The following is a 23,040-nucleotide window of genomic DNA, read 5'->3' on the forward strand; positions in this document are numbered from 1 at the left end:
CTTTCAGGCGTTTCCGATAAAGAGGTAGGCCGACAGCACGCTGTCGGCCGGATCTTCAGCTTTTAACGGTCCGTCAGGATCGAAGTACCGGTCATTTCCGCGGGCTGTTTCAGGCCCAGCAGCTTGAGCATGGTCGGCGCCACGTCCGCCAGCACGCCGCCTTCACGGACCTTCAGGTCGCGCTTTCCGTAGTAGATGAACGGCACCGGCTCGGTGGTGTGGGCGGTGTGGGCCTGGCCGGTGCACTCGTCTTCCATCTGCTCGACGTTGCCGTGGTCGGCGGTGATCAGCGCTTCGCCGCCGACCTTTTCCAGGGCGTCGACGATCCGTCCTACACACAAATCCAGGCATTCCACGGCCTTGACGGCTGCCTCGAACACGCCGCTGTGGCCGACCATGTCGCCGTTGGCGTAGTTGACCACGATCACGTCATAACGCAGGTTTTCGATGGCCTCGACGATGCGGTCGGTGACTTCCGGCGCGCTCATCTCCGGTTGCAGGTCGTAGGTGGCGACTTTCGGCGACGGGATCAGGATGCGTTCCTCGCCCGGGAACGGCTCTTCGCGGCCGCCGGAGAAGAAGAAGGTCACGTGGGCGTATTTTTCGGTCTCGGCGATACGCAACTGGGTCTTGCCGTTTTTCGCCAGGTAGTCGCCCAGCACGTTTTCCAGGCTGCCCGGCGCGAAGGCCGATGGCGCGGGAATGCTGGCGGCGTACTGGGTGAGCATGATGAAGCCGGCCAGCTTGGGCTGACGGGCGCGCTCGAAGTCCTTGAAGTCGTCCTCGACGAACACCCGGGTCAGCTCGCGGGCGCGGTCGGCGCGGAAATTCATGAACACCACGGCGTCGCCGTCCTCGACCTTGACCGGCTCGCCGATGCGGGTGGCCTTGACGAATTCGTCGCTTTCACCGCGCTCGTAGGCGGCCTGCAGGCCTTCCTGGGCGGTGGCGGCGTGGAATTCGGCCTGGCCGTCGACGATCAGGTTGTAGGCCTGGGCCACGCGGTCCCAGCGGTTGTCGCGGTCCATGGCGAAGTAACGGCCGATCAGGCTGGCGATACGGCCCTTGCCCAGGGTGCGGAAGGTTTCATCCAGCAGCTCGATGGACGACTCGGCGCTCTTGGGCGGCGTGTCGCGGCCGTCGAGGAAGGCGTGCAGGTAGATCTTCCGCGCGCCGCGCTTGAAGGCCAGCTCGGCCATGGCGACCAGGTGGTCCTGGTGGCTGTGCACGCCGCCGTCGGACAGCAGGCCGAGGATATGCACCGCCTTGTCGGCGGCCACGGCCTGGTCCACGGCCTTGCAGATGGTCGGGTTCTCGAAGAACTCGCCGTCGCGGATCGCCTTGGTGACGCGGGTGAAATCCTGGTACACCACCCGGCCGGCGCCGAGGTTCATGTGGCCGACTTCCGAGTTGCCCATCTGCCCGTCCGGCAGGCCGACATCCATGCCCGAGCCCGAGATCAGGCCATGGGGCATGCTGGCGGTGAGGCGGTCGAGCACCGGTTTCTTCGCCGAGTAGACGGCGTTGTAGTCCTGGCGCTCGCTGTGACCGAAGCCATCCAGGATGATCAGGACCAAAGGTTTAGGCGTGGCAGTCATAGATCCCACTCGCGGCTGGATTGAAAGAACATGGAAAAAAGAGTCGCAGTTTAAAGGCAAGTTCAAACGCAGTCACCGCCAGGCGGGGTTTGGCCCACCTTGACGGCTGTGTATACTGGCCGACATTTTAACGCCCTGGAACCTCCTGATGGTCGATCATCTGATTGCATTTGCCACTAACCACTACCTGCTGACCGGTGCCTTCGTCCTGCTGCTGGCCCTGCTGATCGCCCATGAGATGAGCCGCGGTGGCGCCAGCCTGAGCACGGCGCAATTGACTGCGCTGGTCAACAAGGACCAGGCCGTGGTGATCGACCTGCGCCCGAGCAAGGAGTTTGCCGCCGGGCATATCGTCGGCGCGCTGAACATTCCCCAGGACAAGCTGATGGCCCGTATCGGCGAGCTGGAAAAACACAAGGCCAAGACCCTGATTCTGGTCGACGCCCAGGGCCAGCATTCCGGGACCCACGCCCGTGAACTGCTCAAGTCCGGTTTCACCGCGGCCAAGCTGTCCGGCGGCATTTCCAGCTGGAAAGCCGACAACCTGCCATTGGTGAAGTGACATGAGCCAGGTTGTCGTCTACTCCAGCGATTATTGCCCTTACTGCTCGCGCGCCAAGCAACTGCTGGCGAGCAAGCAGGTTGCCTTCGAAGAGATCAAGGTCGATGGCAAGCCACAGGTGCGTGCCGAGATGGCGGACAAGGCCGGGCGTACGTCCGTGCCGCAGATCTGGATCGGCAGCCGGCACATCGGTGGCTGCGATGACCTGTACGCCCTCGAGCGCGCCGGTAAACTCGACGCATTGCTCAACGCCTGATTCCGAAACCCTTAAAGACCTGAAGATCAAGAAGGATCTGCCATGACTGACCAACAGAACACCGCTGCCGACGAAGAAAGCCAACCGCAATTCTCCCTGCAGCGCATCTACGTGCGTGACCTGTCCTTCGAAGCTCCGAAAAGCCCGGCGATCTTCCGCCAGCAGTGGGAGCCGAGCGTCGGCCTGGATCTGAACACCCGCCAGAAAGCCCTGGAGGCCGACTTCCACGAAGTGGTGCTGACCCTGTCGGTTACCGTCAAGAATGGTGAAGAGGTTGCCTTCATTGCCGAAGTTCAGCAGGCAGGTATCTTCCTGATCAAGAACCTCGACGCGGCTTCCCTGAGCCACACCCTGGGCGCGTTCTGCCCGAACATCCTGTTCCCGTACGCGCGTGAAGCGCTGGACAGCCTGGTGACCCGTGGTTCGTTCCCGGCGCTTATGCTGGCTCCGGTGAACTTCGATGCGCTGTACGCGCAGGAACTGCAGCGCCTGCAGCAGGAAGGTTCGCCGACCGTCCAGTAAGGACGTGGCCCTTGTGGGGCCTTTGCCGGTTCCCACAAAAAAAGCGCCTTTGCGGCGCTTTTTTTGTGCGACCAAGGTTCACACGGACCCGGCAAAACCCAATTGGCGCCAGCCCTCGTAGACCGCCACCGCCACGGTGTTGGACAGATTCAGGCTGCGGCAGCCTTCGCGCATCGGCAGGCGCAGGCGTTGTTCGCCTGGCAGGCTGTCGAGCACTTCGGCGGGTAGGCCACGGCTTTCCGGGCCGAAAATAAAGGCGTCGCCCTCGGCGAAGCGGGTATCGTGGAACGGCCGCGAGCCTTTGGTGGTAAAGGCGAACAGTCGCGGATTGCCCAGGCTTTCCAGGCAACTGGCCAGGTCCGGGTGGACCTTGAGCGTGGCGTATTCGTGGTAGTCCAGGCCGGCGCGCCGCAGGCGCTTGTCATCCAGTTCGAAGCCGATGGGCTCGATCAGATGCAGATGGCAGCCACTGTTGGCGCACAGCCTGATAACGTTGCCGGTATTCGGCGGAATTTCTGGTTGGAAAAGGATGACGTGAAACATGCACGGCTCCGCAGATGAAGATGGGCAGCATTCTACCCCCGAAGAGGACCCGCGGCCGAAGCTAATGCTGCGGGTGATGGGCGCCCTGGCGATTTTCGGGGTGATGGTGGGGTTGATGATCGGTCGCCTGACCAACCCCGAACCGGCGCAGTTGCAGCAGGTCGACGCAGCGGACGATGCGCTGGTGGTGTGGTTCTCCAGCGAACCGAAGGTGCATGGCGAGCAGGTGGATGGCACCGTGGCGCTGCTGTTCGATGCCGAGGGCAAGGCCCAGGGTGGTCGCCTCAAGGTTGCCGGCAAGGACGCCAACTGGCGCTTGCGCCTGACTGACAAGGGGTGTTGCTGACCCTGGTGGCCGCACGGCCCTTGCAGGGTGAGTGGGCCGGGGCGAAGGTCGATGGGCGCTGGAGACTGTCGATCAGTCTCCGCGAGGAATAAAAGAGGGAATCTCCGGCCTGCCTGTACCAAAGCTCCCTGAACGGTTCGGGGCCCGTCGCCTTGAGCGGGGCGAGTCCCGGCGGTTAAAGAGGGAATCCCTGGCCTGCCTGTACCAGGGCTCCCGAAACGGTTGGGGCTCGTCGCTACCAGCGGTATGAGCCCCGGATGTAAAGGGGGGAGTCTCGGCCTGCCTGTACCGAGGTCCCCGAAACAGCTGGGATTTGCCCACTCTGGGAGGAGCGGATCCCGGGTCAAAGCTGGAGATTCCCGGCCTGCCTGTACCGGGGTCTCCAAAACTTGTGGGACCCGTCGCTCTGAGCGGTATGAGTCCCGGATGTAAAGAAGGGGATTCCCCGGCCTGCCTGTACCAAGGTCCCCAAAACTGGGTAGTACAGGGGTTATTGCAGAGGGCGTGCCAGCTTTGGAAAAATGCTTCAAGTTGTGTGCGAAATTTTTCTGAAGTGGCTGGAGGCCCCGAAATCCGGGACTTCTTCCGAAAAAATGTGCGCTGGGCTGGAGAGCGGGCGGTTCTGAAAGCTGCCCGATGGCGGGTCAGGGTGCATTCTCATGGTGCGTCGGGGAGGGCATGGCCGCCAGCAGGCTCTGTGGGAGCGGGCTTGTCCGCGCATAGGCCCGCAAGCCTTGCCCTGTTCTTCACAGCCAGTAAAAAGCCCCCAGCAGCGAGACTGCAGGGGGCTTTTGTTCGACGCGAGGGGATCAGGCTTCTTCGCTGTCCTCGTCATCCCCACCATCGACCTTCATGCCCAGCTCCTTGATCTTGCGGGTCAAGGTGTTGCGGCCCCAGCCCAGCAGCACGGCGGCGTCGCGGCGGCGGCCGGCGGTGTGCTTGAGTGCGGTCTCGATCATGATCCGCTCGAAGCTCGGCACGGCGCTGTCGAGCAGGCTCGACTGGCCCCGGGCGAGCGCCTGGTCGGCCCACTGGCGCAGGGCCTGCTCCCAGTTGGTGACGGGTGCCGAGTCCTGCGGCAGGTTCAGCAGCTCCGGCGGCAGGTCGCTGATATGCACCTCGCGCCCGGACGCCATGACGGTGATCCAGCGGCAGGTGTTCTCCAGTTGGCGCACGTTGCCGGGCCAGGGCAGGTTCTTCAGGTATTCCTCGGTTTCCGGCTTCAGCAGCTTGGGTTCCACCGACAGTTCCTGCGCCGCCCGGCCGAGGAAGTGCTTGGCCAGGGTCGGAATATCCTCGCGACGATCCGAGAGCCGCGGGATATGGATACGAATCACGTTCAGGCGATGGAACAGGTCTTCGCGGAATTTGCCGGCGTGCACCAGGGTTTCCAGGTTCTGGTGGGTCGCGGCGATGATTCGCACATCGACCTTGACCGGGGTATGGCCACCGACCCGGTAGAATTCGCCGTCGGCCAGCACCCGCAGCAGCCGGGTCTGGGTGTCCGCCGGCATGTCGCCGATCTCGTCGAGGAACAGCGTGCCGCCATCGGCCTGTTCGAAGCGTCCGCGGCGCAGGTTGGCCGCGCCGGTGAAGGCGCCTTTCTCGTGGCCGAACAGTTCCGACTCCATCAGGTCCTTGGGGATCGCCGCCATGTTCAGCGCGATGAACGGCGAGGCGGCCCGTGGACTGTGGCGGTGCAGGGCGTGGGCGACCAGTTCCTTGCCGGTACCGGATTCGCCGTTGATCAGCACGGTGATGTTCGAGTGGCTGAGGCGCCCGATCGCACGGAATACCTCTTGCATCGCCGGTGCTTCACCGATGATTTCCGGGGTGCGGGTCAGGGTCGGCGGCGCATCCAGGCCCTGTTGTTCCTGGGCGTGCTGGTTGGCGCGCTTGACCAGCGAGACGGCCTCGTCGACGTCGAACGGCTTGGGCAGGTACTCGAAGGCCCCGCCCTGGTACGAGGCGACTGCGCTGTCCAGGTCCGAGTGGGCGGTCATGATGATCACCGGCAGGCGTGGGTGCTGCTCGCGGATCCGGGCGAGCAGGTCCAGGCCGCTGGCGCCGGGCATGCGGATGTCGGAGATGATCACGTCCGGCTGCTGACGGGCCAGGCGGCTCATGACGCCATCGGCACTGTCGAAGCTCTGGGTGGTCATGCCTTCCTGTTGCAGGGCTTTTTCCAGGACCCAACGGATAGAACGGTCGTCATCGACGATCCACACGGTTTCACTACGGCTCATGTCGATGTGGCTCCTTGTTCCAGGGGCAGGAAGATCGAGAACGTGGTATGGCCGGGATGGCTGTCGCACTCGATCAGGCCCTGATGCTGGCTGATGATGTTCTGGGTAATGGCCAGGCCCAGCCCGGTACCGTCGGGGCGACCGCTGACCATTGGATAGAAGATGGTTTCCTGAAGTTCGGCAGGAATGCCCGGGCCGTTGTCGATGATCTCGATCTTGGTCACCAGGCGGTGGCGAATGTGGCCGATGGTGAACTGGCGAATGGCCCGGGTACGCAGACTGATGCGGCCCAGGCGCAACTCGTTCTGGCTGCTGATGGCCTGCATGGCGTTGCGTACGATGTTGAGCACGGCCTGGATCATCTGTTCGCGATCGATCAGCAGGTCGGGGATGCTCGGGTCGTAGTCGCGCACCAGAGTGATGCAGCCCTGGCTCTCGGCTTCCACCAGGCTGGAGACCCGCTCCAGCACTTCGTGGACGTTGGTCATGGCCAGAGAGGGCAGCTTGTTCGAGCCAAGCATGCGATCCACCAGGTTTCGCAGGCGATCGGCCTCCTCGATGATGACGTTGGTGTAGTCCTTGAGGCTTTCCTCCGGCAGTTCGCGGGCCAGCAACTGGGCGGCGCCGCGGATCCCGCCGAGGGGGTTCTTGATTTCGTGGGCGAGGCCGCGCACCAGCATCTTGGTGGTTTCCTGCTTGGACAGCTGGGCCTCTTCCTTGGTGATGCGCAGCAGCCGGTCGCGGGGGTGGACCTCCAGCAGCAGCAGGGTTTCGCCCTGGCTGAGGATCGGCGTCACGGCGTAGTCGACGGTCAGGGTCTGGCCGGTCAGGGCGGTCAGCATGGCTTCGCGCTTGGTGAACGGATGCGCCTGCTCGACCGCCTGGCGCAGGGAGTTCAAGGCCTCGGTCGACTCGGTGAACAGCTCGCTGATGAACTGACCGTGGCTGCGCTGGCCGCTGATGGCGAGCAACATTTCGGCCGCGGGGTTCATGTACTCAAGGCGCAGTTCAGCGTTGAGCAGGATGGTCGCGGTGGTCAGGTTGTCGAGTAACAGTCTGTGCAGGGCATCGCTGATGGTCATGGGGACCTCTTTTGGAGCATGTCAAACGGGAGTGGTCCCGTTTGTGCGCGAACAAGGCGCCGATATGGGGAAAATGCAAAAACCAAACCAAGGCTCCGAAAAGAAGCGCAAACAGTCTGAAGTGCCCATTTCAGGCTCGATTGAGTGGCGTTCTGCCGGCTACGACAGGTGATTTCGAACCAAAATGGGATCGAGCCCGAGTGAGGAGGTAGTTTAGTGCACCGATTTGGTGCTTTTGTGATCCAGGTTACAGAAACGGCAGGATGCCGCTCTTTTCTTCCTCGGGTTTGTCCGCCAGCGGACATTCCGGGCGCTGGCCGTAGTCGGCCGTTTGGCAGGGGCGGGCCTGGCGTTTCTGGCTGAGAGACATGCGCACCATATGGAAGGGCTGATTGGCGGTGCGCTCGGCAATGCGGCCCTGTTCGTCGAGGATTTCCACCGCGAGCTGGTGGGTGCCACGATCGATGTTTTCCAGGGCGAAAACCGGGCTGGTGCCGGCGGCTCCGGTGGGCTTGCCGTCGAGCAGCAGGCGGTAGCCATGGCCGGGCTGCAGTCCCGGTTCGCTGGTGACGCTGACGATCAGGTTGCCCTCGGCGCTGCGCACCGTGGCATCCGGGTCGGGCACCAGGACGCGGACCATCTGGTAGTGAAAGATCGGCCCGGGGCTCGGGCTGGCCTTGCTGGTGGCAGGTGTTGCCGCCTGGCTGCGGGGATGGGCCGACATGCGGTTGCTCGGCGCCAGCGGCACCCGTGTCGCACCCTTGTGGGGCTGGTCGGTGAAGACCCGGTTACCCTGGCTGTCGATGTAGGTGTAGACCTCGGCCGCGGCTGGCAGGGTGACCAGCGATAATGCCAGGCCCAGCACCCGAATGAATGATCCGCTCATGAACGACTCAAGGTTTGTGCACCCGCTGGACGGTGAAGGTCACGGCAGGGCTCTGCTGTACGACCTTCTCGCCCTCCAGGGCCTGTACACCGAGGGTGTGTTCGCCACGGTCGACATTCACCAGTTGCAGGCGCGGGACGTTGCTCGGCTGGCCGTAGGGTGCACCATCGAGCAGCAGTCGCAACAGATGCTGGCGTTGCAGGCGCGGCTCGATCTTCACGCCGACGGTGAACGTCCCGTTGTTGGCGCGCAGGGCCTCTTCGGTCGGGATATCCGTCAGTTCGAGGGTGTTGTACGGCGCAGCGTTTTCCTGAGGGGCGGCCGGTTGTGCGGCGACTGGCCGGGCTGGCGCCGGTGTGCCCTGCTTTTGCGTCTCGACGCTGTTGAGCGGCGGCAGTTCCACGGTCTGGGCGGCCATGCCGTCGGGCGGCTGGCTGCTGTAGGCGGTGTTGCCGTTGGCATCGGTGTACTTGTAGATCTGCGCCGACACCGGCAGTGCGAAGGTCAGCAGCAGATAGAGCAGGGGTCGACCCATGGCGGCTCCCGGTGAAGGTCCTGATCGTGACAAGCTGTCAGCATAGAGCAGAACCGCCGGTCCTTTCACTGTGGGTGCAGGCACAGTTCGCCCACGGCGCGCACCAGGGCCAGGTCGTGGATGTTGTCGGAGGCCAGGTCGCGGCGGGCCTGGCTCAGCCAGGCCGGGCATTGCGGGTCCTGCCGATGGGGGGCGAACGCGGCGTATTGCTTGAGCAGCTTGACCTGCAACTGATCCATCACCGGGCGGATCTGCGTGACCAGGTCGGGTCGGGCGATCACCGGAGCCTTGCCGGCGTTGCGCCATTTGGCCAGCAGGGCGTACTGCACCAGCTTGTTCGCCTCGATCTGTGCCGCGATGAACTGGCCGACCTCTTCCGGCTTGAGCTGGTAGGCCTGTGCCTGTTCCCGGGCGTTGGCGATCACCTGCTGTTCGCGGGTGCTGTCCTCGACCGGTTTGCCGCTGTCCCATTTGGTCAGGGCTACCTGGTTGGCGATGGTCAGGCGCTCGCTGATGGTCTGCAGCAGCGGTGCCAGGCTGTCCGGTGCGGGTGGGCTGGCGGCCAGCGCGCTGGTGCTCAGGCAGGCGGCCAGCAACAGGCTGGCGATACGGTTGTTCGGTGACATGGTGGGCTCCGGCTTTTCCGGTGGTGGAGGCAGGGGCCAGAGTTAACGCCACAAGACGCTGCGCACGCCAGTGCATTTTCATGAAAATGCTGCCCCCGGCGTCCGGGTTTTCCATCACCCATGAAAAATGCCCCGTCTCTTTCGAGGCGGGGCATTTTTGCAGGTTGTGCCTGCTTGCGCAGGCACGGGCCGGATATCAGACGCTGTAGTACAGGTCGTATTCCAGTGGGTGTACGAAGGTGCGGACCTTGATTTCTTCTTCGCTCTTGAGCTCGATGTAGGCGTCGATGAAGTCGTCGCTGAAAACGCCACCCTTGGTCAGGAACGCACGGCCCTTGTCCAGCTCTTCCAGGGCTTCTTTCAGGCTGCCGCAAACCTGTGGGATTTCCTTGGCCTCTTCAGGCGGCAGGTCGTACAGGTTCTTGTCGGCGGCATCGCCTGGGTGGATCTTGTTCTGGATACCGTCCAGGCCGGCCATCAGCAGGGCCGCGAAGGCCAGGTATGGGTTGGCAGCCGGGTCCGGGAAGCGGGCTTCGATACGGCGCGCTTTCGGGCTGGAAACGTAAGGGATACGGATCGAGGCGGAACGGTTGCGAGCCGAGTAGGCCAGCATTACCGGAGCTTCGAAGCCTGGTACCAGACGCTTGTAGGAGTTGGTCGACGGGTTGGTGAAGCCGTTCAGGGCCTTACCGTGCTTGATGATACCGCCGATGAAGTACAGGGCGGTGTCGGACAGGCCGGCATAACCTTCGCCGGAGAAGGTGTTCTTGCCTTCTTTGGCGATGGACAGGTGAACGTGCATGCCCGAGCCGTTGTCGCCGTACAGAGGCTTCGGCATGAAGGTGGCGGTACGGCCGTAGGCGTCAGCCACGTTGTGTACGCAGTACTTCAGGGTCTGGACTTCGTCGGCCTTGGCCACCAGGGTGTTGAACTTCACACCGATTTCGTTCTGGCCGGCGGTTGCCACTTCGTGGTGGTGAACTTCGACCACCAGGCCCATTTCTTCCAGTGCGTTACACATGGAAGTACGGATTTCGTGGTCGTGGTCGCACGGAGGAACCGGGAAGTAGCCACCCTTGACGGCCGGACGGTGGCCCTTGTTGCCGCCTTCCACGTCCTGGTCGGTCATCCAGGAGCCTTGTTCGGAGAAGATCTTGAACATGGAGCCGGAGATGTCGGACTTGAACTTGACCGAGTCGAAGATGAAGAATTCAGGCTCCGGACCGACGAAAACGGTGTCGCCGATACCGGTGGACTTCAGGTATTCCTCGGCGCGACGGGCGATGGCGCGTGGGTCGCGGTCGTAGCCTTGCATGGTCGAAGGTTCGATGATGTCGCAAACCAGGATCAGGGTCGGCTCTTCGGTGAACGGGTCCAGCACCGCGGTGCTGTCGTCCGGCATCAGGATCATGTCGGAGGCTTCGATGCCTTTCCAGCCGGAAATGGAGGAACCGTCGAACATCTTGCCGATTTCGAAGAAATCGTCATCCAGCGCATCGCGAGCTGGCATGGTCACGTGGTGCTGTTTGCCTTTGGTGTCCGTGAAGCGCAGATCAATCCATTTAACGTCATGATCTTTGATGAGTTGAACCGACTTCGACATGGTGTCCTCCGGGTGGCTTCGGGCTGGATAGTGGAGTAGCCCTGAAATAGTAGTGATGCCGGCGCGAATACTCGGCCAAGGCAACCTGCCTCACAAGGGAGCAAATTGCATGCCAGTGCCCCGTGATGGGTTTTTTGCCCCAATCTCAAGCGTTCCAGCCAGGGTAGGAGAATTTTCGGGCATTCGCTGCACCTTTGTGGTGCCGAAAAATATCGATTCGACCTTTTTTGGTGCGCAGAAAACCGTCCGTACAATAACTGGTCAAACCTTGAGCAATTTCCGCTATAATCCGCGCCCCACTTTTTTCGGCCGGCCGTTCGCGCGCTGTTTTCATGAAACTAATCGTAAAAGTCTTCCCGAAATCACCATCAAGAGCCGCCCTGTCCGGACGCGCTTCATTCGTCAATTGGCGAAGAACATCCGTGCCGTGCTCAAGGACCTGGATCCGGCCGTGGTGGTGAATGGCGTGTGGGACAACCTCGAACTGGAAACCGCGCTGACCGATCCGAAGGCCCTGCAGGAGTTCAAGGCCCGCCTGTGCTGTACGCCGGGTATCGCGCACCTGCTGCAGGTCGACGAATACCCGCTGGGCGACTTCGACGACATTACCGCCAAGTGCCTGCAGCACTACGCTGACGTGCTGCCGGGCAAGATCTTTTCCGTGCGCTGCAAGCGCGGTGGCAAGCACGGCTTCAGTTCCATGGACGTCGAGAAGCATGTCGGCAGCCGCCTGCGGCGTGAATGCGGTGCCGCCGGGATCTCCCTGAAGGACCCGGAAGTCGAGGTGCGGATCGAGATTCGCGACCAGCGGCTGTTCGTCATCCACGGCCAGCACGAGGGCCTCGGCGGCTTCCCGCTGGGCTCGGTGGAGCAGACCGTGACCCTGATGTCCGGTGGCTTCGACTCCACCGTCGCCGCCTACCAGATGATGCGCCGCGGCCTGATGACCCACTTCTGCTTCTTCAACCTGGGTGGCCGCGCCCACGAGCTGGGGGTGATGGAAGTCGCCCACTACCTGTGGAAGAAGTACGGCAGCTCCCATCGCGTGCTGTTCATCAGCGTGCCGTTCGAGGAAGTGCTGGGAGAAATTCTCGGCAAAGTCGATAACGGTCATATGGGCGTAGTATTGAAGCGTATGATGTTGCGGGCGGCGTCGGCGATGGCCGAGCGGCTGCACATCGATGCGCTGGTCACCGGCGAGGCGATTTCCCAGGTGTCCAGCCAGACGCTGCCGAACCTGTCGGTGATCGACTGTGTGACCGAGAAGCTGGTGATCCGGCCGCTGATCGCCAGCCACAAGCAGGACATCATCGACCTGGCCGACCAGATCGGCACCGGCGATTTTGCCCGGCACATGCCCGAATACTGCGGGGTGATTTCGGTCAACCCCAAGACCCACGCCAAGCGCTACCGCGTGGAGCACGAAGAGAAAGCGTTCGACATGGCGATCCTCGAGCGTGCGCTCGAACGCGCCAGGCTGGTCTCGATCGATCACGTGATCGACGAACTGGGCCAGGATCTGCAGATCGAAGAGGTCAGCGAGGCGCTGGCGGGTCATATCGTCCTCGACATCCGGCATCCGGATGCCCAGGAGGACGATCCGCTGGAACTGGCTGGCATCGAGGTACAAACGATGCCGTTCTATGCACTGAATGCTCGTTTCAAGGAACTGGACCCTACTCGCCAGTACCTGCTGTATTGCGACAAAGGCGTGATGAGTCGCCTGCATGCCCACCATCTGCTCAGTGAGGGGCATGCCAATGTGCGCGTTTATCGACCGAGCTAAGTGCCCGGGGCTGTTTGCCTGTGGCCTGCGTCACCGGCCCCCGACGCCGCCGTCAAGCTGTAACGGCCACGCCGGACACTACCGTCAATCGCTGCCAAGACTTGTCAGCAAACCGAATCCTCTGATCGAGATACACAAGTGATCGAAAATCTACGCAACATCGCCATCATCGCCCACGTTGACCATGGCAAGACCACCCTGGTTGACAAACTGCTGCGTCAATCCGGCACCCTGGAACGCAACGAGCTCAACGACGAGCGCGTGATGGACTCCAACGACCAGGAAAAAGAGCGCGGCATTACCATTCTGGCGAAAAACACCGCCATCAACTGGAACGGCTACCACATCAACATCGTCGACACCCCCGGCCACGCCGACTTCGGTGGCGAGGTTGAGCGCGTGATGTCGATGGTCGACTCCGTGCTGCTGCTGGTCGACGCCCAGGACGGCCCCATGCCGCAAACCCGCTTCGTGACCAAGAAGGCCTTCGAAGCCGGTCTGAAGCCGATCGTCGTGATCAACAAGGTCGACCGTCCGGGCGCGCGTCCTGACTGGGTTCTGGACCAGATCTTCGACCTGTTCGACAACCTGGGTGCCACCGACGAACAGCTGGACTTCAAGGTCGTCTACGCCTCGGCCCTGAACGGCATCGCCGGTCTGGACCACACCGACATGGCCGAAGACATGACCCCGCTGTACCAGTCGATCGTCGACAACGTGCCGGCTCCGGACGTCGACCGCGATGGTCCGTTCCAGATGCAGATCTCCGCGCTGGACTACAACAGCTTCCTGGGCGTGATCGGCGTGGGTCGTATCGCCCGCGGTCGCATCAAGCCGAACACTCCGGTGGTGGCGATCGATGTCGACGGCAAGAAGCGCAACGGCCGTATCCTGAAGCTGATGGGCCACCACGGTCTGCACCGTGTGGACGTCGAAGAAGCCGCTGCCGGCGACATCGTCTGCATCAGCGGTTTCGACGAACTGTTCATCTCCGACACCCTGTGCGACATGAACACCGTCGAGGCGATGAAGCCTCTGACCGTCGACGAGCCGACCGTTTCCATGACCTTCCAGGTCAACGACTCGCCATTCTGCGGCAAGGAAGGCAAGTTCGTGACCTCCCGTAACATCAAGGAGCGTCTGGACAAGGAGCTGCTCTACAACGTGGCACTGCGCGTTGAAGAAGGCGACTCGGCCGACAAGTTCAAGGTTTCCGGCCGTGGTGAGCTGCACCTGTCGGTTCTGATCGAAACCATGCGTCGCGAAGGCTTCGAAATGGCCGTGGGCCGTCCTGAAGTGATCATCCGCGAAGTGAACGGCGTGAAGCAGGAACCGTTCGAAAACGTCACCATCGACATCCCTGAGGAATCCCAGGGCAAGGTCATGGAAGAAATGGGTCTGCGCAAGGGCGACCTGACCAACATGGCGCCGGATGGCAAGGGCCGTGTCCGTCTGGAATACAACGTTCCAGCCCGTGGTCTGATCGGTTTCCGTAACCAGTTCCTGACCCTGACCAACGGTGCAGGCATCCTGACCTCGATCTTCGATCGCTACGACACCATGAAGCCAGGCCAGATGTCCGGCCGTCTGAACGGTGTTCTGGTTTCGATCGAGACCGGCAAGGCCCTGACCTACTCCCTGGAAACCCTGCAGGCTCGCGGCAAGCTGTTCATCGAGCACGGCCAGGACATCTACAACGGTCAGATCATCGGTCTGAACAGCCGTGACAACGACCTGGGCGTCAACCCGACCAAGGGCAAGAAGCTCGACAACATGCGTGCTTCGGGCAAGGACGAGGTGATCGCCCTGGTTCCGCCAGTTCGCCACACCCTGGAACAGGCCCTGGAATTCATCCAGGACGACGAGCTGTGCGAAGTCACGCCGAAGTCGATCCGCCTGCGCAAGAAGATCCTGGACGAAGGCGAGCGTACCCGCGCTGCCAAGAAAGCCAAGGCTTGATCTTCTAGCTCCGGCTGAATGAAAAACGCCCCCGGTCGAAAGGCCGGGGGCGTTTTTTTGTGCGCAAGAAGCCAGGTGGGGCGATGGCTGGGCGGACGTCTTCGCCGATTCATCCGCGAAGGGTGCACCGCCGGTTTGAAGTCAGAACCGCTCCAGGTTCCGGCTCGGCGCCTGGCGCTCCTGGGGCTTGGGCTTGTAGGCGCAATAGCCCGGGCGCGGACCGATCTTCGGGTGGTTGCGGCAGGTGTCCGGGCGCTTGTCATAAATGGTGCACAGCCGGGTCTTGCGGTCCAGGTACAGGCAATCGTTGTTGCTCATGCGCTGCAGGGTGAAGATCTCCGATTTCTGGTTGTAGCGCTCGACGATGCCTTCCTTCTGCAGGCGCTTGGCGATGTTCTTCGCCGGCTCGCCACGCTCGAACTCATCGACGATGCCGATGCGGATCAGGTCCTTGATCTTCACTTCCACGGGCAGGGTGCAGCAGCTGGACATGCAGCCGCCACACATGTGGCTGGAGTACTTCTGCCAGGTTTCCAGGCGGTCGAGCTCTGCGGCTGCGATCAGGGTCGGTTTCATCAGGTGGCGTCCAGGGGTGTATCGGGCGCGCGATCATACCGGGGCCTGTGGATTTGTGAACAACCTTTTGACGGTTTTTCGCACAATCGCGGATCTACCGGGAAATTTTTCGCGAATCCGGGTCTTGAGCGGCCCTCGAATTTACCGGCCTTCGCCACTTCGAGTGGAAAAAACCCGAACCAGAGCCATCACCCTGTGTCGAACCGACTAGGCTCAGACAACTCGTCCCGTAAATTGTCCATCTCGCTAGAGGTCGCATCGATGTCTCAGGAAACGCTTGTCCGTGAAACTGAGGTGGCTGCCTTTCGTGCCGCCGTCCTTGCCAAACTTACCTATGCAGTGGGTAAGGACCCCGACCATGCCTTCGACCACGACTGGTTCGAGGCGATTGCCCTGGCCGCCCGCGACCATATGGTCGAGCACTGGATGGATCACACGCGACAGATCTACCGCAAGGGACAGAAGCGGGTCTATTACCTTTCCCTGGAGTTTCTCATCGGTCGCCTGCTGTACGACAGCCTGAGCAACCTCGGCCTGCTGGATATCGCCCGCGAGGCGCTGGTGGACCTCGGTGTCGACCTGGAACGCATCCGCCTGCTGGAGCCCGACGCGGCGCTGGGCAACGGTGGCCTGGGGCGCCTGGCGGCGTGTTTCATGGAGAGCATGTCGACCCTCGGTATCGCCGGTCATGGCTATGGCATCCGCTACGAGCACGGGCTGTTCCGTCAGGCGATCGTCGACGGCTGGCAGCAGGAGCAGACCGAGAACTGGCTGGACTTCGGCAACCCCTGGGAGTTCGAGCGGGCCGAGGTGATCTACCCGGTGGGCTTTGGTGGCAGCGTCGAGACCGTGCATGACGAGACCGGCCAGGCCCGGCAGGTCTGGTGGCCGGCGGAAACCGTGCGGGCGGTCGCCTATGACACGCCGGTGGTCGGTTGGCGCGGGGCCAGTGTGAACACCCTGCGCCTGTGGCGGGCCCGGGCCACGGAGGAACTGCACCTGGAACGCTTCAATGCCGGCGACCACCTGGGGGCGGTGGCCGAGGTCGCCAGGGCCGAAAGCATCTCCCGCGTGCTCTACCCGGCGGACAGCACCGAGGCGGGGCAGGAACTGCGGCTGCGCCAGGAGTACTTCTTCGTTTCGGCGTCGCTGCAGGACCTGCTGCGGCGGCACAAGAACATGCACGACTCGGTGCTCAGTCTCGGTGAACATGCGGCGATCCAGCTGAATGACACCCACCCCTCGATTGCCGTCGCCGAACTGATGCGGCAACTGGTCGACCTGCACGGCGTGACCTGGGACGCGGCCTGGCAGGTGACCGTCGAAACGCTTTCCTACACCAACCACACCCTGCTGCCGGAGGCCCTGGAAACCTGGCCGGTGGGCCTGATGGAACGCATGTTGCCGCGGCACATGCAGATCATCTACCTGATCAATGCCCAGCATATCGATGCGCTGCGGGCCAAGGGCATCCATGACTTCGACGTGCTGCGCTCGGTGTCGCTGATCGAGGAAGACAACGGCCGCCGGGTGCGCATGGGCAACCTGGCGTTCCTCGGTTCCCACAGTGTCAACGGCGTGTCCGGCCTGCATACGCAACTGATGCGCAGCACGGTGTTCTCCGAGCTGCACAAGCTCTACCCGGAGCGGATCAACAACAAGACCAACGGCATCACCTTCCGCCGCTGGCTGTACCAGGCCAACCCGCGGCTGACCGAGATGATGGTCGATGCCCTGGGGGCCGAAGTGCTCGATCGCCCCGAGGATCTGCTGGTGGGCCTGGAGCCGTTCGCCGAAAAGGCCGGCTTTCGCAAGCAGTTCGCCGAGCAGCGCCTGCACAACAAGCGTGCCTTGGCGGCATTGATCCAGGAGCGGCTGGGCATTGCGGTCAACCCGGCGGCGATGTTCGATGTGCAGGTCAAGCGGATCCACGAATACAAGCGCCAGTTGCTCAACCTGTTGCACACTGTGGCGCTGTACCAGGCGATCCGCGCCGAGCCGGAAACCGACTGGGTGCCGCGGGTGAAGATCTTCGCCGGCAAGGCCGCGGCGAGTTATCACCAGGCCAAGCTGATCATCAAGCTGACCAATGACATCGCCCGTACCGTCAACAACGACCCGACCGTGCGCGGCCTGCTCAAGGTGGTGTTCCTGCCCAACTACAACGTCAGCCTGGCGGAAAGCATCATTCCGGCCGCCGACCTGTCGGAGCAGATCTCCACTGCCGGTTTCGAGGCCTCGGGCACCAGCAACATGAAGTTCGGCCTCAATGGCGCGTTGACCATCGGCACGATGGACGGCGCCAACGTGGAGATGTGCGAGCGGGTCGGCCAGGAGCACATGTTCATCTTTGGCCTCAGTGCCCAGCAGGTCGAATCGCGCAAGCGCAATGGCGAGTTCAGTGCCGCGCAGGACGTGGCCGCCTCCCATCGGCTCAACGATGTGCTGCAGGCGATTCGTGGCGGGGTGTTTTCCCCGGACGATCCGGCACGCTATGTCGGCCTGGTCGACTCGCTGATCGACTACGACCGCTTCCTGGTCTGTGCCGACTTCGACAGCTACTGGGCCGCCCAGGGCAAGGTCGAGGCGCTCTGGCACGACAGCAAGGAATGGTGGCGCTCGGCTGTGCTGAACAGTGCCCGGATGGGCTGGTTCTCCTCGGACCGGACCATTCGCGAGTACGCCACCGAGATCTGGAAAGCATTGGAGTAATCTTTTGCAATAAGTTGTGAGGCCGACCCCACTCTGGTGGGGCCGGATCGATATACTACGCGGCAGATTGGCCGGCTCCCACAAGAGCGGGCGTGTCGTGACGCCGCTTAGGGATATCGTGCATGCAATGGATTCTGATGCTGGTCGGGTTGGTACTGGGCTGGATGGTTGACGAGGTCATCCTTGACGCCCTGATCGGCGCATTGTTCGGTTTGGTGATCGGCCAGGCGTTCCGCCTCGGGAGCCTGGGGCGCAGGGCTCGCGCTCAGGAGGCCCGCTTGCAGCAGGCGCAACAGGCGCTGGCCAGCCTCGAGCAGCGGGTTCGCGAACTGGAGGTGGTCGGCGTCGCCCGGGCGGAACCGCCTGTTGCCGCTGCCGTCGAGCCCACCCCGGTCGTCGACGAAGCACCTGTCGCCCCCCAGGCAGCCGAGCCGATCGTCGAGCCGGCTGCGCAGGCGCCACGCGCCGAGCCCGAACTGATCTGGGAACTCCCGCCGGAACTGCAAGAGCTCTCGCCGCGCAACGAGCCCCAGGCCGTACGCCCCGAAGTCGACGCCTGGACGCCGCAGCCGATCGAGGTCCGCGAGCCGGTCGCGCCGCCTGTACCTCCGACTCCCCGCGAGCCGAACCTGATCGAGCGTGCCGTGGCGGGCGCCCGCAACTGGCTGTTCGGTGGCAACACCGTGCTGCGGGTCGGCGTGCTGCTGCTGTTCCTCGGCCTGGCCTTCCTGTTGCGTTATGCCACCGAGGGCATGGTGGTGCCGGTCGAGCTGCGCTACGCCGGCGTCGCCGGCTGTGCGCTCGGGCTGCTCGGCCTGGGCTGGTGGCTGCGCCTGCGCAATGGCAGCTACGGCCTGATGCTGCAGGGCACGGGGATCGCCGTGCTGTACCTGACGGTGTTCGCCGCGATGCGCCTGCACCCGTTGCTCGACCCTTCCGCCGCCCTTGGCCTGCTGGTGGCGGTCACGGTGTTCTCGGCGATTCTCGCGGTGACCCAGGACGCCCTCGGGCTGGCCGCGGCTGCCGCGCTGGGCGGCTTTGCCGCGCCGATCCTGACCTCCACCGGCTCCGGCAACCATGTCGCCCTGTTCAGTTACTTCATCCTGCTGAACAGCGGCATCCTGGCGATCGCCTGGTTCAAGGCCTGGCGCCTGCTCAATCTGATCGGCTTCGTCGGCACCTTCGGTATCGGCTTCGCCTGGGGCGTGCGTTCCTACCAGCCCGAGCTGCTGTGGAGCACCGAGCCGTTCCTGGTGCTGTTCTTCCTGATGTACCTGGCTATCGGCCTGCTGTTCGCCCGGCGCAAGCTGCGGGAAATGACCGGCGGGCCGCAGGACGACAGTCGTGAAGGGCTGTTGCACTGGTCGGCGCGCCAGGGCGACTACGTCGATGGCACCCTGCTGTTCGGCCCGCCGCTGGTGGGCTTCGGGCTGCAGTTCGCGCTGGTCCAGCATCTGGAGCTCGCGGCGGCGTTCAGCGCCCTGGCGCTGGGGATCATCTACATGGGCCTGGCCCGCCTGCTGATGGGCGGCCGCGCGCTGCTGCTGGCGGAAACCTGCCTGGCACTGGGGTGATCTTCGCCAGCCTGGCGATTCCGCTGGGCCTCGATGCGCGCTGGACGGCGGCGGCCTGGGCAGTGGAGGGCGCGGGGGTGTTCTGGCTCGGCCTGCGCCAGCAACGGCCGTTCGCGCGGATCTTCGCGCTATTGCTGCAATTGGGCTCGGCCCTGTCGTTCGCCGGCACCCTGCAGGCGGGCGAACACAGCCTGCTCGATGCCGCGCCGCTGGGCGCTTTGCTGCTGGGGTTGGCCCTGTTGTTCAGCTTCTGGCAATTGCGCCAGGCCGCGCCCGGAGAGGCGGCCGAGTGGGAGCGGCGCGGCGTTCCGGTGCTGGCCTGCCTGGGCCTGGCCTTCCTCTATCTGCTGGCGCCGCTGTTCTTCCTCAGCCAGGGCACGGCCATCAGTTGGGCGCTGGCCGGGCTGGCGACGCTGTTTGCCGGCCTGCGTCTGCAATCGCGGGCGTTCCTGTTCAGCGCGTTTGCCGTGCAACTGCTCGGCGGCGCGCTGTTCCTGGCGCGGCTGCAGGGGGCCGAAGGCGAGTCGTCGGCGGTGTTCAGTGCCGGCTGGAGCGGCCTGATGAGTGCTTCGCTGATCGGCCTGTCGCTGATCGGCGGGATGTTGCTGGCGGCCCGCGACGAGATGGTGCGCAACGATGCCCGGCTGCTGCGGGCATTGTCGGTAATCCTGCTGGCAGGCCTGGCGTTGATCAACCTGGCGGTGCTGTTCGTACTGCCCTGGGGCACGGCCAGTGGTGTCTGGGCCGCCAGCGGCCTGCTGATCATCTGGCTGAGCCTGTACCTGCGTCAGCGTCTGAGTTTCCTCTTCGGCCTGCTGTTGCAACTGATCGGTGGCGGGGCCTTCCTGCTCGAAGGGGCGGTGCAGTTCGGCGCGTTCGACAGCGATGGCCTGCGTCTGCTCGGCCACAGCGGTTTCTGGACGCCGCTGGTGCTCGGACTGGCTGCCTTCGTCGGCGCCTGGCGCCTGCAGCGGGACAGCCTGCCGACGGTGTTCGATGTCCTGAGCCTGCAGCGTCTGTCCCAGGTGCTGCTGGTCTGGGGTAGCGGCTGGTGGGCACTGGCCTGGGCCGGTGAGGTCATGCTGTTCGCCGCGCCGTCCAGTTGGGCGTCCTGGATGCTGGCAATCGCCACGGCCAGTGTGGCGCTTTGGGCACTCCTGGCGGTGCGCCTGCGCTGGCCGGACCTGGCCCGGTTGTGCAGCCTGCTGGTGCCGGTGGCCGGGATCATCCTGCTGCTGGACTGGACCCGCTTCTACAACCCGGCGGCACAGTTCGGCTGGCTGGTGTGGCCGGCGCTGTTCGCCGTGCACCTGCTGTCGTTGCGCAAGTTGGCGCCGCAGTTGCCGGCACGGGTATCGAGTGTCGCCCATGTGCTGGGTTGCTGGCTGATCCTTGGCGTGCTGGCGCTGGAGTTGCGCTACGGCCTGCTGTTGCTGTCGGAGCATTACAACGCCTGGCGCTGGCTGGGTTACGCGATCCTGCCGAGCCTGTACCTGGTGCTGATGGCCGCGCCGCGCGAATGGCCGTGGCCGATTGCCGCCTACTCACGCGAATACCGCCTGTACGCTGCCGCACCGCTGGCCTTGCTGATGCTCGGCTGGTTCTGGCTGGCCAACAGCTTCAGCGACGGTCACGCCGAGCCGCTGCCGTACGTGCCGCTGCTCAACCCGCTGGAACTGGGGTTGCTGTTCGCCCTGGGCAGCCTCTACATCTGGTCGCGCAGCGCGGTGCCCCAGCTGGGTGTACGCGCCGCCCACGCCGAGCTGGCCGCCCAGGCGGTCTGTAGCCTGTCGCTGTTCGCCTTCGTCACGGCGCTGGTGATGCGCGCCGCCCACCATTGGGGTGGGGTGGATTTCGAGCTGGATGCGCTGTTGGGGTCGATGCTGGTGCAGGCCGGTCTGTCGATCGCCTGGAGCCTGATCGCCCTGAGCCTGATGATCGGTGGCCACCTGCGCCATCGTCGCGAGGTCTGGCTGATGGGTGCGGCGTTGATCGCCGTGGTGGTGGCCAAGCTGTTCTTCGTCGAGCTGAGCAACCGTGGCGGCCTGGCGCGGATCGTCTCGTTCATCGGCGTCGGTGTGCTGATGCTGGTGGTGGGCTATTTCGCGCCGCTGCCGCCCAAGCGCGCGGAGGCCGAGTCGACCGACAAGCAAACGGAAGGAGTGTCGTCTTGATTCGCAAGTTGAGCCCGGGTCGCCTGGGCGTGCTGCTGCTGTGCCTGAGTGCATCGTTGTCGGCCCAGGAAAAGCCGGCGGACTTCAGCACTATCGTGCCCCTGGCCCTGAGCGGCGAGGGCCCTGGTACCGGCTGGAACTGCCGCTGACCTTGCAGGCCCAGGCCCGCCAGGCCGAACTGAACGACGTCCGGGTGTTCAACTCGGCGGGGGAGCCGCAGGCCTACGCCCTGCTCCAGGAGCAGGCACAGTCGAGCCAGCAGCGCAGCCAGACCGATGTGAAGTGGTTTCCGCTCTACAGCTCGGTCGATGCCCCCCAGGCCGCGCCCAGCGTGCGGGTGCAATCGACGACGTCCGGCACGCTGGTCGAGGTGACGCCGTCCAGCCAGTTGGAAGCCGGCGAAGAAGTGCTGCGTGGCTGGTTGCTCGATGCCAGTGCGATCAAGGCGCCGTTGCAGCAACTGGTGCTCGACTGGACCAGCGAGCGCGACGGCTTCCAGCGTTTCAGCATCGAGGCCAGCGATGACCTGCAGCACTGGCAGCTCTGGGGCGAGGGTCAGGTGGCGCGACTGTCCTTTGCCGACGAGCGCATCGAACAGCGCGAGGTGAGCCTGCCGGGGCAGTCGGCGCGTTACCTGCGCCTGCTGTGGCGGTCGCCGCAGTCGGCACCGGTGTTGAATGCGGCACAACTGGTAAGCAGCACCAGCAGCCTTTCGGCGTCGCCGCTGGCCTGGTCGCAACCGCTGGCTGGCAGTACGGCCAAGTCGGGCGAATACACCTGGACGCTGCCCACGGCAATGAACCTGGAACAGGTGCGGATCGAGCTGGCCCAGCCCAACAGCCTGGCGCCGGTGAGCCTGTATGGGCGGCGCAGTGGCAACGAGGCCTGGCAGACGCTGGGCAATGGCCTGCTCTATCGGTTGACGCAGGGCGGCCAGGATGTGTTGCAGGACACCCTGGAGCTGTCCGGCTACGGCGTTGCGCAGTTGAAACTGGTGGTCGACGAGCGTGGCGGTGGGCTTGGAGCAAAGGCTCCGGCGCTGAGTTATGCCGTGCGGCCGACGCAACTGGTGTTTCTGGCCCGTGGCAACGCACCGTTCTCCCTGGCACTGGGCAATGCGACGGTGGGGGCGGCAAACCTGCCCTTGTCGACGCTGATTCCCGACTACAGCCCGCAGCGCCTGGCCGGGGTCGGCAAGGCCACTGCGGGCGCAGCGCAGGCGGCCGCGCCGCAAGCCCCGGCGGTCGCGGCGGCGCCAACGACCGACTGGAAAAAGATCGGCCTGTGGGCGGTGCTGCTGCTGGGTGTGGCGGCGCTGGGGGGCATGGCCTTCAGCCTGCTGCGCAAGCCGCAGGGCTGACGACCGGCACATAGAGTCCTGGGGGCAGTCCGGTCTGGGCCTTCTCTACAGCCTGGCCCCCTGCTTTAGGGGGCTACAGAAGGGGCCTGCCGGC

The 23,040-nt window shown here is 63.9% G+C and carries 14 protein-coding genes and 4 pseudogenes; 9 read left to right on the forward strand and 9 right to left on the reverse strand.

Annotated elements, in window-relative coordinates; all coding sequences use genetic code 11:
* Positions 1 to 62: 62 nt before the first annotated feature.
* Positions 63 to 1,598, reverse strand: coding sequence for a 2,3-bisphosphoglycerate-independent phosphoglycerate mutase (gene gpmI / locus ACZ5KU_RS01625; protein ID WP_054058004.1), 1,536 nt, complete (start codon positions 1,596 to 1,598; stop codon positions 63 to 65).
* A gap of 148 nt (positions 1,599 to 1,746) precedes the next feature.
* Between gpmI and ACZ5KU_RS01630 the strand changes: the two genes are divergently transcribed.
* From ACZ5KU_RS01630 to secB, 3 genes are read left to right on the forward strand one after another with little or no spacing between them, the layout of a single operon-like run.
* Positions 1,747 to 2,160 (forward strand): rhodanese-like domain-containing protein, encoded by a 414-nt coding sequence (locus tag ACZ5KU_RS01630; protein ID WP_054058003.1) that lies wholly within the window; start codon positions 1,747 to 1,749, stop codon positions 2,158 to 2,160.
* Position 2,161: 1 nt separating this feature from the next.
* A complete protein-coding gene (gene grxC / locus ACZ5KU_RS01635) occupies positions 2,162 to 2,416 on the forward strand; it encodes a glutaredoxin 3 (protein WP_054058002.1) in 255 nt (84 codons plus the stop codon).
* Between the two features lie 42 nt (positions 2,417 to 2,458).
* Positions 2,459 to 2,938, forward strand: coding sequence for a protein-export chaperone SecB (gene secB, locus ACZ5KU_RS01640; protein ID WP_054058001.1), 480 nt, complete (start codon positions 2,459 to 2,461; stop codon positions 2,936 to 2,938).
* A 78-nt stretch (positions 2,939 to 3,016) separates the two neighbouring features.
* Here the strand turns inward: secB and ACZ5KU_RS01645 are convergent, their stop codons facing one another.
* Positions 3,017 to 3,481, reverse strand: coding sequence for a tRNA (cytidine(34)-2'-O)-methyltransferase (locus ACZ5KU_RS01645; RefSeq protein WP_054058000.1), 465 nt, complete (start codon positions 3,479 to 3,481; stop codon positions 3,017 to 3,019).
* Here ACZ5KU_RS01645 and ACZ5KU_RS01650 point away from each other — a divergent pair.
* Positions 3,480 to 3,919: pseudogene (locus ACZ5KU_RS01650) on the forward strand (DUF2283 domain-containing protein). The gene ACZ5KU_RS01645 and the pseudogene ACZ5KU_RS01650 overlap by 2 nt on opposite strands.
* A gap of 717 nt (positions 3,920 to 4,636) precedes the next feature.
* On the opposite strand, the gene ntrC reads toward ACZ5KU_RS01650, so the two are convergent.
* The 6 genes from ntrC to glnA all read right to left on the reverse strand — a co-directional run bounded on the left by ntrC (position 4,637) and on the right by glnA (position 10,805).
* Complete coding sequence (ntrC, locus tag ACZ5KU_RS01655) at positions 4,637 to 6,073, reverse strand: nitrogen regulation protein NR(I) (RefSeq protein ID WP_054057998.1); 1,437 nt, start codon at positions 6,071 to 6,073, stop codon at positions 4,637 to 4,639.
* Entirely contained in the window at positions 6,070 to 7,155 is a 1,086-nt protein-coding gene (gene glnL / locus ACZ5KU_RS01660) for a nitrogen regulation protein NR(II) (protein ID WP_054057997.1), read from the reverse strand. The genes ntrC and glnL overlap by 4 nt, the downstream gene beginning before the upstream one ends.
* A 247-nt stretch (positions 7,156 to 7,402) precedes the next feature.
* Positions 7,403 to 8,041, reverse strand: coding sequence for a DUF4124 domain-containing protein (locus tag ACZ5KU_RS01665; RefSeq protein ID WP_416771392.1), 639 nt, complete (start codon positions 8,039 to 8,041; stop codon positions 7,403 to 7,405).
* Between the two features lie 7 nt (positions 8,042 to 8,048).
* Entirely contained in the window at positions 8,049 to 8,576 is a 528-nt protein-coding gene (locus ACZ5KU_RS01670; RefSeq protein ID WP_464736764.1) for a DUF4124 domain-containing protein, read from the reverse strand.
* 65 nt (positions 8,577 to 8,641) lie between these two features.
* Complete coding sequence (locus ACZ5KU_RS01675) at positions 8,642 to 9,202, reverse strand: chorismate mutase (RefSeq protein ID WP_054062060.1); 561 nt, start codon at positions 9,200 to 9,202, stop codon at positions 8,642 to 8,644.
* 196 nt (positions 9,203 to 9,398) lie between these two features.
* Complete coding sequence (gene glnA, locus ACZ5KU_RS01680; RefSeq protein ID WP_054057993.1) at positions 9,399 to 10,805, reverse strand: glutamate--ammonia ligase; 1,407 nt, start codon at positions 10,803 to 10,805, stop codon at positions 9,399 to 9,401.
* Positions 10,806 to 11,137: 332 nt separating this feature from the next.
* On the opposite strand from glnA, the pseudogene thiI reads away from it, so the two are divergent.
* Positions 11,138 to 12,591 (forward strand): annotated as a pseudogene (gene thiI, locus ACZ5KU_RS01685) (tRNA uracil 4-sulfurtransferase ThiI).
* A 138-nt stretch (positions 12,592 to 12,729) separates the two neighbouring features.
* Positions 12,730 to 14,550 carry a translational GTPase TypA gene (typA, locus tag ACZ5KU_RS01690; RefSeq protein ID WP_054062061.1) on the forward strand — a complete coding sequence of 607 codons (1,821 nt, stop codon included), beginning with the start codon at positions 12,730 to 12,732 and terminating at the stop codon, positions 14,548 to 14,550.
* 141 nt (positions 14,551 to 14,691) lie between these two features.
* Here typA and ACZ5KU_RS01695 read toward each other — a convergent pair whose 3' ends face one another.
* Positions 14,692 to 15,126, reverse strand: a complete 435-nt coding sequence (locus ACZ5KU_RS01695) for a YkgJ family cysteine cluster protein (protein WP_017901783.1) — start codon at positions 15,124 to 15,126, stop codon at positions 14,692 to 14,694.
* Positions 15,127 to 15,387: 261 nt separating this feature from the next.
* Between ACZ5KU_RS01695 and ACZ5KU_RS01700 the strand changes: the two genes are divergently transcribed.
* The 3 genes and pseudogenes from ACZ5KU_RS01700 to ACZ5KU_RS01710 all read left to right on the forward strand — a co-directional run bounded on the left by ACZ5KU_RS01700 (position 15,388) and on the right by ACZ5KU_RS01710 (position 22,946).
* The gene (locus tag ACZ5KU_RS01700; protein WP_054057990.1) at positions 15,388 to 17,838 is read left to right on the forward strand and encodes a glycogen/starch/alpha-glucan phosphorylase; all 2,451 of its coding nucleotides are present in this window, start codon (positions 15,388 to 15,390) and stop codon (positions 17,836 to 17,838) included.
* A gap of 122 nt (positions 17,839 to 17,960) precedes the next feature.
* Positions 17,961 to 21,586: pseudogene (locus ACZ5KU_RS01705) on the forward strand (DUF2339 domain-containing protein).
* Positions 21,583 to 22,946, forward strand: a pseudogene (locus ACZ5KU_RS01710) (DUF3999 domain-containing protein). The pseudogenes ACZ5KU_RS01705 and ACZ5KU_RS01710 overlap by 4 nt, the downstream one beginning before the upstream one ends.
* Positions 22,947 to 23,040: the final 94 nt, after the last annotated feature.

It is taken from the genome of Pseudomonas sp. Tof1, from assembly GCF_055390395.1.

Coding starts and splice junctions, on each gene's coding strand:
- ACZ5KU_RS01700 (WP_054057990.1), top strand. CDS start 15,388: ATGTCTCAGGAAACGCTTGTCCGTGAAACTGAGGTGGCTGCCTTTCGT.
- glnL (WP_054057997.1), bottom strand. CDS start 7,155: ATGACCATCAGCGATGCCCTGCACAGACTGTTACTCGACAACCTGACC.
- ACZ5KU_RS01670 (WP_464736764.1), bottom strand. CDS start 8,576: ATGGGTCGACCCCTGCTCTATCTGCTGCTGACCTTCGCACTGCCGGTG.
- gpmI (WP_054058004.1), bottom strand. CDS start 1,598: ATGACTGCCACGCCTAAACCTTTGGTCCTGATCATCCTGGATGGCTTC.
- grxC (WP_054058002.1), top strand. CDS start 2,162: ATGAGCCAGGTTGTCGTCTACTCCAGCGATTATTGCCCTTACTGCTCG.
- ACZ5KU_RS01645 (WP_054058000.1), bottom strand. CDS start 3,481: ATGTTTCACGTCATCCTTTTCCAACCAGAAATTCCGCCGAATACCGGC.
- glnA (WP_054057993.1), bottom strand. CDS start 10,805: ATGTCGAAGTCGGTTCAACTCATCAAAGATCATGACGTTAAATGGATT.
- ntrC (WP_054057998.1), bottom strand. CDS start 6,073: ATGAGCCGTAGTGAAACCGTGTGGATCGTCGATGACGACCGTTCTATC.
- ACZ5KU_RS01630 (WP_054058003.1), top strand. CDS start 1,747: ATGGTCGATCATCTGATTGCATTTGCCACTAACCACTACCTGCTGACC.
- secB (WP_054058001.1), top strand. CDS start 2,459: ATGACTGACCAACAGAACACCGCTGCCGACGAAGAAAGCCAACCGCAA.
- ACZ5KU_RS01665 (WP_416771392.1), bottom strand. CDS start 8,041: ATGAGCGGATCATTCATTCGGGTGCTGGGCCTGGCATTATCGCTGGTC.
- ACZ5KU_RS01695 (WP_017901783.1), bottom strand. CDS start 15,126: ATGAAACCGACCCTGATCGCAGCCGCAGAGCTCGACCGCCTGGAAACC.
- ACZ5KU_RS01675 (WP_054062060.1), bottom strand. CDS start 9,202: ATGTCACCGAACAACCGTATCGCCAGCCTGTTGCTGGCCGCCTGCCTG.